We start from the raw sequence: 16,615 nt of genomic DNA, 5'->3' as shown, positions 1-16,615 counted from the left end.
CATGGTTGATTCGCGGTGGGGAGAATGCGGGCGATGGTGCTGAGCAGTTCTTAAGAGGTTCTTAACAACTGCCGCCCAGTATCCGCGCCACCCGATCACTGAAGAAAACAGGCTGACACGATGCGACTACTGCTGACCGAAGACGACCCGCAACTGGGCCGCGCCACCCAGATCGGGCTGGAACAGAACGGCTACGCCGTCGACTGGGTGCTGAGCGCCGAACATGCACTGACGGCGGCGCGGCTGCACGACTACGGCTGCATCCTGCTCGACATCGGCCTGCCGGGCCAGGACGGCATGCAGGCCCTGCACCTGCTGCGCGATAGCGGCTATACGGGCGCGGTGCTGATGGTGACGGCGCGCGACCAGGTGCCCGACCGCATCGCCGGGCTCGACGCCGGCGCCGACGACTTCCTGGTGAAACCGTTCGACCTCGACGAACTGGCGGCCCGCATCCGCAGCGCCTGCCGCCGCGCGGCCGGGCGCGTGCGCGAACAGCTGGTACACGACGACCTGGTGATCGATGTCGCCGACCGGCTTGTGACCAAGGCAGGTCGGCAAGTGGCGCTGACGATCAAGGAGTTCCGCATCCTGCTGATGATGGTCGAACAGGCTGGCCGGGTGCTGAGCCGGGAGCAGCTGGAGAAAAACCTGTACAGCTGGGGCGACGAGGTGGAAAGCAACGCGGTGCAGGTCCACATCCACCACCTGCGCAAAAAGCTGGGCCGCGACCTGATCCGCACCGTGCACGCCATCGGCTACTGCATCGACAAGCCGGCGGCGCCATGAGCGCAGCAGCTGGCAAACCGTGGTCGCTCAAGCGCACGTTGCTGGCGTCGCTGCTGGGACTGACGCTGCTGCTGTGGGCCAGCAGCGCAGCCATCGTCTATGTAGAGGCGCAGCAGGAAAGCGACGAACTGTTCGACCAGTCGCTGGTGGAAACCGGCCATTTGCTGCTGTCGCTGGTCGAAAACGAGGTGCGCGAGCATGGCTTGTCGCAGCCGATCAGCCTGCCGATGAAGGGCCACGCCAACCCGCACCGCTACCTGCTGTTCCAGGTGCGCGACGTCAACGACCGGGTACTGTACAAGAACGACGGCGCCCCCGATGCGGCGCTCTCGCCCGACGCGCCAGCCGGCCTGTCGTGGACCACGCTGCACGGCCAGCGCTGGCGCCTGTACACACTATGGGACGAAAGCCGCGAACTGGCGCTGGTGGTGGCCGAACCCACCAGCCACCGCGAGGACATCAGCAGCCGCTTCTTCTACAAGATCGTCATCTTCGGCACGCTGCTGGCGTTGCTGGCGACGGCCGCGCTGTGGTGGAGCATCAGCCGCGTGGTGCGGGTGCTGCAGGATTCGGCGGACGAAGTGGCGGCGCGCACGCCCAACGACCTGGCCGAGGTGAGCCTCGACGCCGCACCGAGCGAGGTGCATCCGCTGCTCTCGGCCATCAACCGCCTGTTCGGCCGCGTGCGGCAAACCATGGAACACGAACAGCGCTTCACCGCCGATGCAGCCCACGAACTGCGCACGCCGCTGGCCGCCATCAAGACCAATTTGCAGGTGCTGCAGCGCGCCCGCACCACCGGGGAACGCGAGGAGTTCATCGCCGCCCTCGGCGTGAGCGTGGACCGCGCGGCGCGGCTGATGGACCAGTTGCTGACACTGGAAAAAGTGGAAGGCGCGATCACCACGCCGCAAGCCGGCGACCTGGCGCCGCTGCTGCTCGAGCACGCCGACCACTGGCGCCAGGTGTGCGCGCAGCAGGGACTGGCGCTGGAGCTGTCGATCGCGCCGGCGCCCTGTGCGCTGCACGCGGACAGCATGCACATGCTGATCCGTAACCTGGTCGATAACGCGGTACGCTACACGCCCGCCCCCGGCCGCATCGCCATCAGTTGCGGCCAGCGCGATGGCAGCAGCTTCCTGTGCGTGGCCGATTCCGGGCCCGGCATTCCGGCGGAGATGCAGCAGCGCGTGTTCGAGCGCTTCTTCCGCCTGGCCGGCGCGTCGCTGCCGGGCAGCGGACTGGGGTTGTCGATCGTGGCCCGCATCGCCGAGCGCCACCGCGCCAGCATCAGGATGAGCGGCGGGCTTGATGGGCGCGGGCTGGCGGTGACCATGGAAATTCCAGCCGACGCCTGAAGCTCGGCAGCGCTCACGGTCCAGGTATCGACGATCCGGATACCAGCCATGCATCCAATTGATTTTACACAGCGTGGCTTGGTCGGCACACTGCCCTCACCGTAAAAACAATCAGCGAGACAAACCGATGGCCGCGCCGCTCCCACTCCTGCTGTGCCGCCTGGACGAGCTGGCGGACGGCGCCGCGCGCGGCTTCGATCCTGCGGGCTGCGGCCAGGACAGCATCCTGATGGTACGCCAGGGCACGCACCTGTATGGCTACCGCGACCTGTGCCCGCACTACGGCGACACGCCGATGGCCTGGCGCCGGCACGCCTACCTGAACGCCGACGGCACCCACATCGTGTGCGCGGCGCATGGCGCGCTGTTCGAGATCGACAGCGGCGCCTGCGTACGCGGGCCGTGTTTGGGCCAGGCGCTCACGCCGATTGCACTCACGGTCGATGCCAGCGGCAACGTGCTGCTAACAAGCGACTAAAAACAAGCAACTGAACACCACAATAATCATACTTCGACGGAGACAACCATGACATCACCAGCAAACAGGATCCTGATCATCGGCGGCGGCTTTTCCGGCATGGCCGCCGCCATCCAGTTGCGCAAACTGGGCGTGGACGTGGACGTGGTGGAGATCGATCCGGGCTGGCGCTCGTACGGCGCCGGCATCAGCCTGGGCGGCGCCACGCTGCGCGCGTTCAACACGCTCGGCATTCTCGACCGGTTTCTCGAACAGGGTGCAGCGGCCGATGGCGTGGACCTGATGCTGCCGCACGGCCAGTACCTGGCCACCGTGCCCACGCCGCGCCTGGCCGGCGCCGACGTGCCCGGCGGCGGCGCCATCATGCGCCCGGTGCTGGCGAAAATCCTGGCCGACGCCACCATCGCCAGCGGCGCCAGGGTACGCCTCGGCTGCACTTTTACGAGCCTGCGCCAGCATGCAGATAGCGTGGAGGTGGAGTTCACCGACGGCACGGCGGGCCAGTACGACCTGGTGATCGGCGCCGATGGCCTGTACTCGCAAGTGCGCGAGGCGCTGCTGCCGGCAGCACCTGCACCGCGCTACAGCGGCCAGTGCGTCTGGCGCGCCGTGCTGCCGCGCCCGCCGGAAATCGAACGGGCCACGATGTGGGTGGGGGCGAAGATCAAGGCGGGGCTCAATCCTGTTTCGCGCAACCAGATGTACCTGTTCGTCACCGAAGACCGCGCCGACAATGTGCGGCTCGATCCGGCGCAGTTTCCCGCCATGCTGGCCGACCTGCTGGCGCCATTCGCTGCGCCGCTGCTGCAGCAATGCCGCGCGCAATTGCTGGAACCGGGCGCCGACGTCCAGATCGTCTATCGCCCGCTCGAGGCGCTGCTGGTACCGCAGCCGTGGCATCGCGGCCGCGTGGTGCTGATCGGCGACACCGTGCACGCCACCACGCCGCACATGGCGTCCGGCGCCTGCATCGGCATCGAGGACGCCATCGTGCTGGCCGACGAACTCGATGGCGCGGCCACCATCGAGGCGGCGTTGACCGGGTTCGAGGCGCGGCGCTGGGAACGCTGCCGCATGGTGGTGGAGAACTCCGGTCGCCTGGGCGAGATCGAGATCACCGGCGGCGACAAGGCCGAGCATGCGCGCATCATGCACGACACTCACGTGGCCCTTGCGGCGCCCATCTAAGGATGCCTGCTACACCGCCCTCAGTCCGTCGCTGGCGCGCGATCGCCGCCGCGAAGTTTTATGGTCGTACATGCGCTGGTCGGCCAGCGCCACCATGGCCTCGGCCGATGCCGACTCGGCCGCGTTGGCCCACCCCACGCTGGCGCCAGCCTGCGGATAGCCGCGCTGGCGCAGCGCCGCCTCCAGTTTTTGCAGCGCCGCCAGCAAGGTCGCCACGTTGTGCGCGGGCGTGAGGATGGTGAACTCGTCGCCGCCCAGACGGAACACGGCGGTTTGTTCGTGCTGGAGCGCGTTCAATCCATGGGCAAATTCGCGCAGCAAGGCGTCGCCGCGCGCATGGCCATCGCGGTCGTTGACGGCTTTCAGGCCATCGAGGTCGATCAGCAGCAGCGCCAGGCCGGCGCCCTTTGCCTTGCCGTCCACGCGCGCGGCAGCGTAGCGCAGCGCCAGTTGCTCGTCGAACGCGTGGCGATTGGCAATGCCGGTCAGGTGGTCGGTGCGCGCGAGGATGATGGACCGCTCCTTTTCCTGCACCAACAGGCGCAACTTGTGCGCCAGCGCAAAGGCCAGCAGCAAGGCGTCCAGCGTGCCGCCCAGCAGCGTCAGTAATTCCGGGTTGCCCACCGGGGGCGCCATCAGCCCGAAATTGCTGGGCAAGATGATGGTTGCCGGCACCATCAACGCGCACGACGCCAGCACGAAATAGCGTGCCTGGCGCATGCCGGCCCGCAGGCTGGCAATGCCGCAAATGAGCGCCAGCGACAGCCAGATGCTGATGGTCAGCGTGGCCAGCATCGGCGCGTACGGCAGCGCCAGCAGGTTGACGGGCAACAGCAGCAGCGGCAGCACGTAGTTGATGCGGCTGATCTTTGCCAGCAGCGGAAAGTGCTGGCGCAGTTGCAGGAACTCGACGTAGAACGCCGTATGCGGCACCGCGAGCAGGAAGAACGGCACGTAGAGCCAGCGCAGGTCGTGCCACCCGAGCAGGTGTGCCGGCAGGTGGAATTCCTGGGCCCAGGCCAGCAGGTACATGAACAGATACAGCGCATAGAACAGCGTCGCGCGGTCCGGCTTCATCAGGTGCACGAACAGGTTGAACACGGCCAGCGCGCCCAAGGCGCCCAGCGAGCCGAGGATCAGCGTGTTTTCCAGCGTGGTCAGGTGCCGGTATTCGGCCTCAGGGTACAGCCGCAGCGACGGCGGCGCCTGGTAAAACGGGCTGTCGATGCGTTCGACGATGGTGGCGGTGGCGCCCGGCGCGAGCCGCAAGCGCTTGCCGTAATGGAGCGCGTACTCGTAATCGGCGCGGTAGCCGCTGGCCAGTTGCTGGACGCTGCCGTCGCTGGCGTACACCTTGATCAGCGCATGGTCGAACAGCACGCTGCCGGGCGCCAGTACCCAGTCTTCCACCGCGCTGTCATTGCGCACCTCAGCCACCAGCCAGTACGCCCCGCCGAACAGGTTTACACGCGGGACGGCCGTGCGCTGCTGCTCCCACCGCGCGATCTCGGCCTGCGCCCGGGGGAATGCATGGTCCTGGGCGCCAGCAGGGTAAATCCGGCCGGCGCCCAGCATCAGGTCCGTTCCGCTGACGATGGATGCAGCATTCGCGGCACTGGTGGGCAGAAGCACCGCCAGCAGCATGGCAAGCAGAACTTGGAGCAGTCTCATCATCGGTGGGAAGCCTATTGGTCCCGCCGATCATATAACAGAAAGTTATGCTCAAGAACCTGAGCAGTCACTTTTAATCACCTTTGGCCATCTGCCCAAAGACTTCGTCGCGCCGAACCCACGCGTGATACAGCGCCGCGCCCAGGTGAGCCAGGATGGTGGCAAACAGCACGTATGCCAGCACGCCGTGCAGGGGACGCAGCATGCCGTACACCTCCGGGCTGTGCGGCACGATGGCCGGCAGGTGCACGCCGCCGAACATCGGGATCGGGTAGCCGCCGGCCGACAGCATGGCCCAGCCAATCAGCGGCATCGCCAGCATCAGCGCGTACAGCAGCCAGTGCGACGCGTGGGCGGCGAATTTCTGGATGGCCGGCAGGTCGGCAGGCAGCGCCGGCGTGGGCCGGGTCAGGCGATTGACCAGGCGCACGATGGCCAGCAGCAGGATGGCGATGCCGAGCGGGCGATGCAGGTCGAGCAGCGGCGCCCGGTATTGCAGCGAGACGACCATGCCGGCGCCGACGAACAGCATGGCCAGGATGGCCAGCGCCATGGACCAGTGCAGCACGCGGGCGAGCAGATTGAAGTGGCGTGGGCGGTTCATCGGGCGCTCCCGTTCTGGTTGACCGGATAGGCGGACTTGCCTTCTGAAATTTCGCGCTCGCGGCGGTTGAACGATACCGAGTAGGCGGCCGAGCGGGCGCGCAGCACCGGATCGTCGCTGCCGGCGATGCCGTTCGGCACAATCAGCGGGTCGAAATTGAGGTCGCGGCAAGGGCCGGTCGCTTGCGGTTCAGCGTGCTTGATGGCGAGCGTGCCGATGTTGGCTTCCTGCCGCGTGTCGGGCCAGGCCTTCGACGGGTCGGTGATCGGGTCGCCGGGCGCAGCGATTTGCACCACCAGATCCCACAGCAGCGGGCCCGCAGCCAGGCGGCGGTCCAGGTCTGCGATCAGGAAGTCGGGATCGGCTGCTTTCAGCTGTTCGGGCGTAAGCGCCACGAACGGCAGGCGCGGGCGCATCGACCAGCGTACCATGCGGTCCGTGCCTTGCGCATCGGTCAGGCGGAAGGCGTTGACGCCGTTGAAGCGGGTGTTACCCAGGCTGTCGGACTTGGGCGCGGTTTTGGCCCAGGCCTGGAAGGCGGCGATCTCCGGGTTGGCGGCCAGCACCGCCTTCATTTTCTCGGGATCGGGCTTGCCGGTGGCCGGATCGGGTTTGCCGGCTTCGTTCATGGCCTGGAAGGCCTGCGGCGTGGACGCGGCAAAGAACGGGAAACTGTTCATGGCAATGCGCCATTCCTGGCCGTCGTCGGTTTTCAGTTGCACGGCCATGCCGCGCACCGGCGAGGCGCCATCAGGCGCATACGGGTTGTTGGATGACGCCGAAAAGCGGCCGATGACGTCAATCGATGGCTGCGCAAACGCCCGGGCCTTCGACAGTTTTGCCGCGTCGGGCGCAGGCGTGAAAGTACCGGCAAAGCACACGCCCTTGCTGTGCGCGCGCCGGAAGCCGGACGCCTGTTTGCCGGAGGTCTCGGCAAAGTTCATCATTTTTTGCGGCGTCAGGTCGTGGTGGCCGAACCAGCCGCCCACCCACGCAAACAGCGCGGCAAGGACGGCAACGATCAGGGCGATTGGTAACAGCAGCAGCGGCGAGCCGCGGCGCGAAGTGGGGTTGGGCATGTCAGGCTGGCTTTCGTGGGTCGATGGCTGGCGACGGGTATAGTCGGATTGACCGCCATGATAACGGTTCCCGGCGGCCCGCGTGGTTCGGCAGGCCGCCGGCGCCGACCCGACGCCACCGACCCGGCGCCTGTCAGTCCATAATCTCGCCCTCTACACGATCAGGCCGCGAAGCCGCCATCGATCAGCAGGTCGGCGCCGGTCACAAAACCGGCTTCCGGGCCGGCCAGGTACGCGACCATGGCGGCGACTTCGTCGGCGTGGCCGTGGCGCTGCAAGGCCATCAAACCGTGCATGCTGGCGGCGAAATCGCCTTCGGCAGGATTCATGTCGGTGTCGATCGGGCCCGGTGCGACGTTGTTGACGGTGATATTGCGCGGTCCCAGGTCGCGCGCCAGCCCCTTCACCAGGCCGACCAATGCCGACTTGCTCATGGCGTAGGCGGCGCCACCCACGAACGGCATGCGCTGGGCATTGGTGCTGCCGATATTGATCACGCGACCGCCCTCTTTCATGTGCGCCACGGCTGCCTTGGTGGCCACGAACACGGCGCGGATATTGACGGCGACGGTGGCGTCGAAATCTTCCAGCGAAAACTCTTCGACCGGTCCCAGTTTCAACACGCCGGCGCTGTTGATCAGGATATCGAGGCGGCCGAAGCGCTCCGCCGACTGGTCGATGGCGCGGGTCAGTGCGACGGCGTCGTTGGCGTCGGCGTGGATGGCAAACGCGGTGCCGCCCTGCGCTTCGATTTCCGCGACCAGCGCTTCGGCGGCGATGGCCGAAGCGCCGTAGCCGATCGCCACTTTGGCGCCGTCACGGGCCAGGCGGCGGGCAGTGGCAGCGCCGATACCGCGCGAACCGCCGTTGATGAAAGCTGCTTTGCCGCTGAGGTTCAGGTTAGAGTTCATGATCATTTCCTTTCGTGGGGTGAGTTGATGGATCCAGTATGGCGCGGAGAATTGATTGCGTATAGCCGGTAATTAGCAGGTACACTTTCAACCAATGGTATCAAATGGAATCAAATGGACGCTCATGCTCACCGAACTCAGTAGCTATCTCGACGCCTTCATTGCCGCCGCCAGCGAGGGCAGCTTTTCTGCCGCCGCCCGCAAGCTGGGGCAGACCCCGGCCGCCGTCAGCAAAAGCGTGGCCCGCCTGGAGAGCCAGCTGGGCGTGCGGCTGTTCCAGCGCAGCACGCGCAGCCTGGCGCTGACCACCGACGGCGATCGCCTGTACGCGCAGGTGCGCCTGCCGTGGACCGAGATCGGCGACGCGCTGACCGCTCTACGCCAGGGCGCCGGCAAGCCGGCAGGCACGCTCAAGGTGTCGATGGCCCACACGATGGGCCGCAACTACGTGTTGCCGTTGCTCGACGATTTTATCGAGCGCTACCCGGACGTGGTCCTCGACCTGCATTTCGATAACCGCCAGGTGGATTTGATCGCGCAGGGATACGACGTGGGCATCGGCGGCGGCATCGAACTGACCGAAGGGCTGATCGCGCGCGAACTGTCCCGCGTGCACATTGTGCTGGCCGTTGCGCCTGCCTATCTCGAGCGCCATGCCGCGCCGGCCACACCGGCCGACCTGGCCCGCCATCGCGGACTGCTGCGCCGCTCGCTGGCCACCGGCCGGCTGCAACCGTGGACGCTGAAGAACAAGGCCGGCCACGAGCTGGTCGCCAGCATCCGGCCAGTGGCCGTGTTCGACGATCCGGAAGCGATGACCAGCGCGGCCGCGCGCGGACTCGGTATCGCCCTGCTGCCGCTGCCGCACGCCCTGCCCTGCCTGGACAGCGGCGAGCTGGTCCGGCTGCTGCCGGACTGGTACGCGGAAACGCGCCCGCTGACCATCTATTACTCGAGCCGCAAGCTGGTGCCGGCCAAGGTGCGCGTCTTCGTGGAGCATGTCGTCGAACGGTTCCGGGCCAGCGGCCATGCGGCGCGCTTCGGCCAGGAAAATGCTTGACTGACAATTTTGTCTAAAACAGCGCAACGCTCAGTATTATTTGACAAAGCATCTCGGCGTGGATATCTTGAAGATATCTCAAAAAAAAAGAGGGGTTGTTATGACTACGCTGGCCATCAGCAATCAGATAGCATTTCGCTACCGCACTACCGACAGTGCCACCGGGATTACGCGCGAAACTGCCAAACGCCTGGCGGAACAGCTTGGTGTCGATGAAACCCAGGCAATTCACATGGCACTGCGCGAGCTCGCCGTCAAGCTGTTGCCGCAGTACGAAGCCGACGAGGGTCCGTTGACGGCCTCCCAGGTGCGCCAGATCAAGAAGCGCGTACCGCAGGGTAGCAAACGTTCGGTACGTTCCAGCCTGTTTGACACCGAGACGTCATGACTGCCATCTGGTGGGCTGAGCCTACCGCCGGAGAAATCGTATGGTGTCATTTTCCTGACAACATTAATCCGCGCCCCAAACCCCGACCGGCACTCATCCTCGCGGTTTTCGACGACGACGCACCGCAATTTCACGTCCAGGTAGCCTACGGCACCAGTCAACGTACCAAGACGCTGTATAGCGGCAAATTTTCGATCTTGCGTGCGCTTAACCCTGCCGCTTACCAGGCAGCCGGGCTGAGCTACGACACCAAATTCAACCTGAAGCAGGCCATCGACCTGCCTTATACCGCCGAGTGGTTCTCGGTACCGCCGGGCGCGCCGCACGGCCAGATACCCAGACTTGGCACCCTGCATCCTTCCCTCGTGCCGGCAGTCCAGGCCGCATATCGCCGCGCCAAGTGAGTGGCGCCGCTCGGCGGCATTTCACCCCATCCACAGCAAAAACTGCCCGGACAGCGGCAGCGTCACCGCCGCCGCCAGCGTCTGCAACGTGATCAGCGCCGCCATCAGGCGGGTGTCGCCGCCCATCTGCCGGGCCATGATGTAGGCATTGGGCGCGGTCGGCAGTGCGCAGTAGAAACAGGCGGCCAGCGCCACCGGCGTTGATACCGCGAACAGCACGCAGACCTTGGCCGCCAGCAGCGGCAGCACCAGCAGTTTCAGCACCGACGTCAGGCTCAGGGCCAGCGGCCGCAGGCCCTGCAGTGAAAACACCAGCCCGCTGCCGACGCACACCAGGCCCAGGCACAGCGCCGCCTTGCCGAGAATGTCCAGCGTATTGAACAGCGGCGCCGGCAATGGCAGGCCCGCCACGCTCCAGATCACGCCGGCCAGCGTGGACAGGATGATGGGATTGGTGGCCAGGTTGCGCGCGATGCGCCCCGGGTGGGTGGGCATGCCGCTCCACCACGACAGGGCGATCACCGAGATGACGTTGACCACCGGCAGGCACAACGCCAGCGACAGCATCACCAGCGCCGCCGTCTGCGGCGTGAACAGCAGCGTCGAGACGGCGATGCCGAAATAGGTGTTGGGCCGTACCGCGCCCTGCACCACTGACGACCGCGCCGGATCGGGCAAGGCGCGCGCCGGCAACAGCATCAGCAACGCCACGGCCGTGATCAGCAGGGTCGGCAGCACCGTTGCCATGGCCAGTTCGCCGACCTGCGCCGACTCGAAGCTGAGCCGTGCCGTGCCGGCAAACAGCAGCGCCGGAAAGCAGATGTTGTACGTGAACTTTTCAATCGACGGAAAAAACGCTTCCGGCAGCCAGCCATAGCGCCGGATCGCCACGCCCAGCGCAATGATCAGCAATACCGGAAGAATTGCGTTTACCATGCTCAGTCCGCCGAAATGCCCGATGGCCCGATGCGTTCGGCATTGGGGGTATCGGCAATGCGGATGCGGATCAGGTGACGGGCCGGATCGGTGTAATCGGCGCGGCCATGCAGCGAACGGCGATTGTTTGCCCACAACAGGGTGTCATCCGGCAGTTGCTGCGAAAAGCGCGGCGCCCGCTGTTCGATGACTTCGTGCAGCAGCTCCAGCGCTGCACGCACGGCCGGCGTATCGAGCGCCGGCCGCGCCGCCAGCCCCTTGAACAACGAATCGTAACGCCAGCGCATCGTCAGCTCCGCGCCGCGCCGTTCGAAGACCGGCGCCATCTCGATTTCCACCTGCTCGTCGCTGGCCGCGTACACCGATGGTACGCGAAATGGCAGCGGCGTCTCGAACAGCAGCGCACAGGCGGCGCTGCCAGCTTCGGTACGCTGCAATTCGGCATAAATGTCATCGACGCCGATCAGCAAGGATGCGCCGCCACCGCAGCGCGCCGCCGTCACCACGTACAGCAGGAACTGTTCTTCCGGCATCGGATAAAACGACGAGTCCGTATGCATGTCGGCACTGCCCACCCGTTCGGAGAAGGTCACGAAGCTGCTTTTCTGTGCACTGCCGGGCCGGGCGCGGATATCCCACGCCACGCGCTGGGTACGCTGGTCGGTCGAGGTCGGAAAACCGAGGCTCAGCGCAATCGCGTACAGCACGGCGTTGCGTGGCGCCTCCTCCAGGCCGGCCAGGCCCAGCCCGGTGATCGCCAGGCCGCGCGCTTCGGCGCCCACGATGTAGCGCTGCAAGTAGCGCAGCGATGGCACGGCCAGCAATTCGCGCTGCAAAGCTACTTCATCCGGGTGGGGATAGAAGCCATTGCCATTGAAGTCGCTGAAGTAGCGGCCGACCAGCGCGACGATGGCTGCCTGGTCCTGGCCCCAGTCGAAGTTGCGCTGGTTGACGAAAACCTGCGGGGATTGCTCGAGTGCTATGCCCATCTGAACCTCCTTGGAGAAATGCTTCATGGAAATGTTCTGCAAATACTAAGATGGGCGATGCCGCAATGCAACATGCAAGAATGACTATACTTTCTGGCTATTTGAGGCTGAAAGCGAGGCGGAATGCGGCTAACAGCGTGATGGCCTGCGTTATTCAACACTAAATAATCTATAAATGTTGTTTTCCAGCACAATTGTGTCTATAGGGAAACTACGTAGTGGGCACTGCAACAGATGGCAGATACGCAAACAATTCCGCTGTGATATTATAAGTTTCCCTTGGGAAATTCTCTCACTTTCTATCCCATCGTTCGTAATAACAAAACAGGGCGCGCTGGCGCCCACTGCCTGAAGGATACTTTTATGACTTCGTTACGTGATTTGAAGCTGGCAACCAAGCTGGGACTGGCCTTTGCGCTGGTGCTGGTACTGGCGGCAGCAGTCGACATATTCGCCATCGTCAAACTGGCGCAACTCAACCGCGCCTCGACCGAATTGTCCGAGCGCTGGATGCCGGCGATGCGCGTGGTGCAGGATCTCAAGGCACAAATCGCCCGGGTGCGCACCCGCGAATTCCAGTACATCATTTCCACCGACCCGGCCGAGATGGACAAGTACGACAAGGTCATCGCCAACGACCTGGTCGATCTGCGCAAGATGCAGGACACCTACGCCAAGCTGATCTCCACGCCCGAGGAAAAAGCGCTGTACGACGAGTTCCTGTCCCTGTGGGACCGCTACATGATTGAAGACGGCAAGATCCGCGCCGCCTCGCGCGCTGCCGAAAGCGATACCGCAAAACAGTTGCTGCGCGGCGAGTCGAACAAGCTGATCGTGGCGCTGCGCGGCCAGATCGACAAGCTGGTCAAGCTGTATGGCGACGGCGGTGATGCCGCTTCCGACCGCGCCGATGCGCTGTACGACTCCGCACGCGTCTGGATCATCACGCTGCTGATCGGCTCGATCGTGCTGGGCGCCCTGTGCGCGGCCCTGATCACCCGCTGGCTGGTCAAGCGCCTCGGCGGTGAGCCCGATTACGCCGTAAAAATTGCCGGCAAGATTGCCGACGGTGACTTGACCGTTGCCATCCACACCCGCGAAGGCGACCAGGACAGCCTGCTGTATGCCATGAAATCGATGCGCGACAGCCTGGCCGGACTGGTCGAACAGGTACGCAGCGGCACCGACACCATCGCCACCGCGTCGCAGCAGATTGCTGCCGGTAATGTGGACCTGTCGGCCCGCACCGAACAGCAGGCCGCGTCGCTCGAAGAAACCGCCGCTTCGATGGAAGAGCTGACCAGCACGGTCAAACAGAACTCGGCCAGCGCCAGCGAAGCCAATGAACTGGCGCTGAGCGCCTCGGCGGTCGCGCAAAAAGGCGGCGCCGTGGTGTCGCAAGTGGTGCAGACCATGGGCTCGATCAACCAGTCGTCGCGCAAGATCGTGGACATCATTGCCGTGATCGACGGCATCGCGTTCCAGACCAACATCCTCGCATTGAACGCGGCAGTGGAAGCTGCGCGCGCCGGCGAACAGGGTCGCGGCTTTGCCGTGGTCGCCTCCGAAGTGCGCAACCTGGCGCAGCGCTCGGCGGCGGCAGCCAAGGAAATCAAGGAACTGATCAGCGACTCGGTCAACCAGGTGGAAAGCGGCAGCAAGCTCGTGGAACAAGCCGGCGCCACCATGGACGACGTGGTGGTCAGCGTGCGCCGCGTGACCGACATCATGAGCGAGATCAGCGCCGCCGGTGCGGAGCAGCGCGCCGGTATCGAACAGGTGAACACCGCCATCGCCGGCATGGATGCCGTCACCCAGCAAAACGCCGCACTGGTGGAAGAAGCGACGGCAGCCTCGCAAAGCATGCAGAACCAGGCCACCGCGCTGAGCGAGCTGGTCTCGGTATTCCAGCTGGCCAAGCAGGGTTCGGGCCGCGCCGCGGCACGCCACGACCTGCGCGTGATCACCAACGCGGCGCGCCAGCCGGTGCCGGCGATTGCAGCTGAGCCGGTCCGGCGCCGGGCTTGATATAGCGTTTGATGTAGTGCCTGAAGTTGCGCCTAATGTAGCGCCTGATGCAGCGCCGATTGCGGGCGCACCATAAAGGATAAGCCTCCGATACCAGGGGCTTATCCGGTCCTGCCGCCGGCATGGTGGACAGCAGTCAGATCTGCGCCGCCAACCATTGCTGGAAATCGGCCGCCATCGCCATCGTCAGGGCGTGACCGGCCTGGTATTCGCGGTACTCGAGCGGCACCTGGTAGCTTTCCAGCACCTGGCTGGCGTTGCGGCCGAAGTGAATGCCCAGCTTGTCGTCCAGCACGCCGTGGCTGACAAACGCCTTCACCTTTTGCAGCGCCGGGCCAGGCTGCACCAGCGGCAGCACTTCCGGCAGGATGCGCCCGCTCAGGATGCCGAAACCGGCCACATGCTGCGGCGCCGTCAACCCCACGCTGGCACTCATGATGCCGCCCTGGCTAAAACCGGCAATCCACACCCGCGCCGGATCGACGTTATGCAGCTGCGGCAGCTGGGCGATGAAGTCCAGCAGTTTGCGGCGCGAGTCCTCGGCCTGCGCGGGATTGATGGCCGGGCCGTCTTGCGTAAACCGCACCTGGAACCAGCCGAACTGCATCGGCCCAAATTCAAGCGGGCCGCGTGCCAGCACCACGTTCAGGCGCGGGTCGATTTTCTGCGCCAGTTCGATGAAACCCAGCTCGTTGGCGCCCACGCCGTGCAGCAGCACCAGGCATGGCGCAGCGCCTTGTCCTTGCTGGGCAGGACGCAGGCGGTACGTCAGTCCTGAGACCGGTTCGACCAGGGTGGTATGCAATGCTTCAGTCATCTCGTTTCTCTCTCAGTTAAAGGCGTAGGCATCCATCGCCAGCACGCCATGTTCAAAGCTCGAATGCAGCAACTGCGCCTGGGCGCCGGCGCCGGCCGCCCCCATCGCTACAAACAGCGGCAGCAGGTGTTCTTCGGACGGATGGTTTTGCACGGCCGACGGCGCCCGGTTGCGGTAGTCGAGCAGCGCTGCGCGGTCGCCTGCAGCAAGACGGTCGCGCATCCATTGTTCGAATTCGGTCACCCAGGCCGGCGCCAGCGCATCGACGGCCTGGCCGCGGAATTCGTACAGGTTGTGCGTGAGCGAACCGGAACCGATCACCAGCACGCCCTCGTGGCGCAACTGTTCGAGCGCGCGGCCCAGCACTTCGTGGGCGGCAGGACCGGCGCCGCGTACGATGGAAATCTGCAGCACCGGGATGTCCGCATCGGGATACATCAGCCGCAGCGGCACCCAGGCGCCGTGGTCCAGGCCGCGCGACGGATGGCGGCCGACCGGAATGCCCGCCGCCGCAAACAGCGCCGCCGCCCGCTCGGCCACGTCCGGCGCGCCGGCCGGCTGGTACCGGATATCGAACAGCGCCTGCGGAAAGCCGCCGAAATCATGGATGGTCTCGGGGTGCGTGGCCAGCGATACCGCCGGCGCGGCGCCGGTTTCCCAGTGCGCGGAAAACACCACGATGGCCTTGGGACGCGGCAGCTCCGCGCCCAGGCCGAGCAGGAAGCGGCGCGCCGGGCTGTCCTGCAGGGCCAGCATCGGCGAGCCGTGGGAAACGAAAATGGTGGGGAATGAAGACATGGTGCACCTCGATGGATGGGATGCCACCATCATATTCTGATCAATCCAGTTGATAAATACGCGATCGGTGGCTAAACTATTTCCACTTGGTTGACAATTGAGCGCAATGGACCTTTTTAATGCGATGCGGATGTACGTGGCGGTGGTCGATGGCGGCAGCTTTGCGGCGGCGGCCGACAAGCTGGAAATCTCGCGCGCCATGATCTCCAAGCAGATCCAGAAGCTCGAAGAACACCTGGGCACGCGGCTGATGAACCGCACCACCCGGCGCCTGAGTATCACCGAAACGGGCCGGGCGTTTTACGACCGCAGCCAGCAAATCCTGCAAGACGTGGAAGAAGCCGAGCAGGTGGCGGGCGACATGACGCGCACGCCGCAAGGCGTGCTGCGGGTAACCATTCCGCTGTCGTACGGCCAGCACCGGCTGGCCACCATCATCGGCGACTACACCCAGGCTTACCCCGAGGTGCAGCTCGATATCGCGCTCAGCGACCGCAAGGTGGACCTGGTCGAAGATGGTTTCGACCTCGCGGTACGCATCGGCGAACTGCCGCAATCGGACCTGATCGCCCGCAAGCTTGGCGGCGTGCGCAGCATCGTGTGCGCCAGTCCCGGCTACGTGGCGCGGCACGGCGCCCCGAACACGCCGCAGGAACTGGGCGGCCACGCCTGCCTCGGCTACAGCCTGACGGGCAGCGGCACCGACTGGCGGTTCGAGACGCCGGACGGCCCGCTGGTGGTGCCGATCACCGGGCCGATCCGCGCCGACAACGGCGACATCATCCGGCTGGCGGCCCTGAGCGGCGCCGGCATCCTGTTCCAGCCGCATTTCATCGTCGACGCCGACCTGGCCGCCGGCCGCCTGGTGCAACTGCTGCCGCAATGGCAGTCGGCAGAGCTGGGCGTGTACGCGGTGTACCCAAGCCGCAAGCATCTGTCAGCCAAGGTGCGGACGTTTGTCGACTTCCTGGCGGCGGCGCTGGCAGGCTGACGTCAGCGGTTCATACCGCACGCGCACCCTGAGCGATGATTCCTCGGCATGGAGCCGCTGGCGGTTGCTGTAGCGGCAACCGGGTGCGATACTGGTGCGCGCCCTGCCCTGCCGGCGTAACACTGC

Annotated in this window: 17 protein-coding genes; 9 read left to right on the top strand and 8 right to left on the bottom strand. The window is 65.3% G+C overall.

Annotated elements, in window-relative coordinates; genetic code table 11:
* The first annotated feature begins 120 nt into the window (after nt 1–120).
* The 4 genes from F8197_RS03440 (at nt 121) to F8197_RS03425 (ending at nt 3,813) form a co-directional block, all read left to right on the top strand.
* Complete coding sequence (locus F8197_RS03440; RefSeq protein WP_019924294.1) at nt 121–789, top strand: response regulator transcription factor; 669 nt, start codon at nt 121–123, stop codon at nt 787–789.
* Nucleotides 786–2,147, top strand: coding sequence for a sensor histidine kinase (locus F8197_RS03435; protein ID WP_152879964.1), 1,362 nt, complete (start codon nt 786–788; stop codon nt 2,145–2,147). The genes F8197_RS03440 and F8197_RS03435 overlap by 4 nt, the downstream gene beginning before the upstream one ends.
* Before the next feature lie 127 nt (nt 2,148–2,274).
* On the top strand, nt 2,275–2,625 hold the full coding sequence (locus F8197_RS03430; protein ID WP_152879962.1) for a Rieske 2Fe-2S domain-containing protein: 351 nt from the start codon (nt 2,275–2,277) through the stop codon (nt 2,623–2,625).
* Between the two features lie 48 nt (nt 2,626–2,673).
* A complete protein-coding gene (locus F8197_RS03425) occupies nt 2,674–3,813 on the top strand; it encodes an FAD-dependent oxidoreductase (protein WP_152879960.1) in 1,140 nt (379 codons plus the stop codon).
* 9 nt (nt 3,814–3,822) lie between these two features.
* Here F8197_RS03425 and F8197_RS03420 read toward each other — a convergent pair whose 3' ends face one another.
* The 4 genes from F8197_RS03420 to F8197_RS03405 all read right to left on the bottom strand — a co-directional run bounded on the left by F8197_RS03420 (nt 3,823) and on the right by F8197_RS03405 (nt 8,078).
* Nucleotides 3,823–5,487 (bottom strand): diguanylate cyclase, encoded by a 1,665-nt coding sequence (locus F8197_RS03420; protein WP_152879958.1) that lies wholly within the window; start codon nt 5,485–5,487, stop codon nt 3,823–3,825.
* A 70-nt stretch (nt 5,488–5,557) separates the two neighbouring features.
* A complete protein-coding gene (locus tag F8197_RS03415) occupies nt 5,558–6,088 on the bottom strand; it encodes a cytochrome b (protein WP_152879956.1) in 531 nt (176 codons plus the stop codon).
* Complete coding sequence (locus F8197_RS03410) at nt 6,085–7,167, bottom strand: catalase family peroxidase (RefSeq protein ID WP_152879953.1); 1,083 nt, start codon at nt 7,165–7,167, stop codon at nt 6,085–6,087. The genes F8197_RS03415 and F8197_RS03410 overlap by 4 nt, the downstream gene beginning before the upstream one ends.
* A 161-nt stretch (nt 7,168–7,328) precedes the next feature.
* The gene (locus F8197_RS03405; RefSeq protein WP_152879951.1) at nt 7,329–8,078 is read right to left on the bottom strand and encodes an SDR family oxidoreductase; all 750 of its coding nucleotides are present in this window, start codon (nt 8,076–8,078) and stop codon (nt 7,329–7,331) included.
* A 124-nt stretch (nt 8,079–8,202) separates the two neighbouring features.
* Here F8197_RS03405 and F8197_RS03400 point away from each other — a divergent pair, with 124 nt between their 5' ends.
* The 3 genes from F8197_RS03400 (at nt 8,203) to F8197_RS03390 (ending at nt 9,930) form a co-directional block, all read left to right on the top strand.
* Entirely contained in the window at nt 8,203–9,138 is a 936-nt protein-coding gene (locus F8197_RS03400; RefSeq protein ID WP_152879949.1) for a LysR family transcriptional regulator, read from the top strand.
* Between the two features lie 100 nt (nt 9,139–9,238).
* Nucleotides 9,239–9,526: a hypothetical protein gene (locus tag F8197_RS03395; protein WP_152879947.1), complete on the top strand. Its 288-nt coding sequence runs from the start codon at nt 9,239–9,241 to the stop codon at nt 9,524–9,526.
* Complete coding sequence (locus F8197_RS03390; RefSeq protein WP_152879945.1) at nt 9,523–9,930, top strand: hypothetical protein; 408 nt, start codon at nt 9,523–9,525, stop codon at nt 9,928–9,930. The genes F8197_RS03395 and F8197_RS03390 overlap by 4 nt, the downstream gene beginning before the upstream one ends.
* Nucleotides 9,931–9,951: 21 nt before the next feature.
* Here F8197_RS03390 and F8197_RS03385 read toward each other — a convergent pair whose 3' ends face one another.
* Both F8197_RS03385 and F8197_RS03380 read right to left on the bottom strand, forming a co-directional pair.
* A complete protein-coding gene (locus F8197_RS03385; RefSeq protein ID WP_152879943.1) occupies nt 9,952–10,866 on the bottom strand; it encodes an AEC family transporter in 915 nt (304 codons plus the stop codon).
* 2 nt (nt 10,867–10,868) lie between these two features.
* Entirely contained in the window at nt 10,869–11,855 is a 987-nt protein-coding gene (locus F8197_RS03380) for a TauD/TfdA family dioxygenase (protein ID WP_193333313.1), read from the bottom strand.
* Between the two features lie 363 nt (nt 11,856–12,218).
* On the opposite strand from F8197_RS03380, the gene F8197_RS03375 reads away from it, so the two are divergent.
* Entirely contained in the window at nt 12,219–13,883 is a 1,665-nt protein-coding gene (locus F8197_RS03375; RefSeq protein ID WP_193333312.1) for a methyl-accepting chemotaxis protein, read from the top strand.
* Between the two features lie 136 nt (nt 13,884–14,019).
* Here F8197_RS03375 and F8197_RS03370 read toward each other — a convergent pair whose 3' ends face one another.
* Entirely contained in the window at nt 14,020–14,700 is a 681-nt protein-coding gene (locus tag F8197_RS03370) for an alpha/beta hydrolase (RefSeq protein WP_152879939.1), read from the bottom strand.
* Between the two features lie 12 nt (nt 14,701–14,712).
* Nucleotides 14,713–15,498 (bottom strand): dioxygenase, encoded by a 786-nt coding sequence (locus tag F8197_RS03365; protein ID WP_152879938.1) that lies wholly within the window; start codon nt 15,496–15,498, stop codon nt 14,713–14,715.
* A gap of 106 nt (nt 15,499–15,604) precedes the next feature.
* Between F8197_RS03365 and F8197_RS03360 the strand changes: the two genes are divergently transcribed.
* On the top strand, nt 15,605–16,489 hold the full coding sequence (locus tag F8197_RS03360) for a LysR family transcriptional regulator (protein WP_227012038.1): 885 nt from the start codon (nt 15,605–15,607) through the stop codon (nt 16,487–16,489).
* Nucleotides 16,490–16,615 lie beyond the last annotated feature (126 nt).

Origin of the sequence: Duganella sp. FT27W, assembly GCF_009295655.1 — a bacterium.
In the GTDB taxonomy this organism is placed as follows: Bacteria; Pseudomonadota; Gammaproteobacteria; order Burkholderiales; family Burkholderiaceae_D; genus Rugamonas; species Rugamonas zoogloeoides.
The sequence above is the reverse complement of the archived record's forward strand: the minus strand, read 5'-3'. Positions and strand labels throughout refer to the sequence as shown.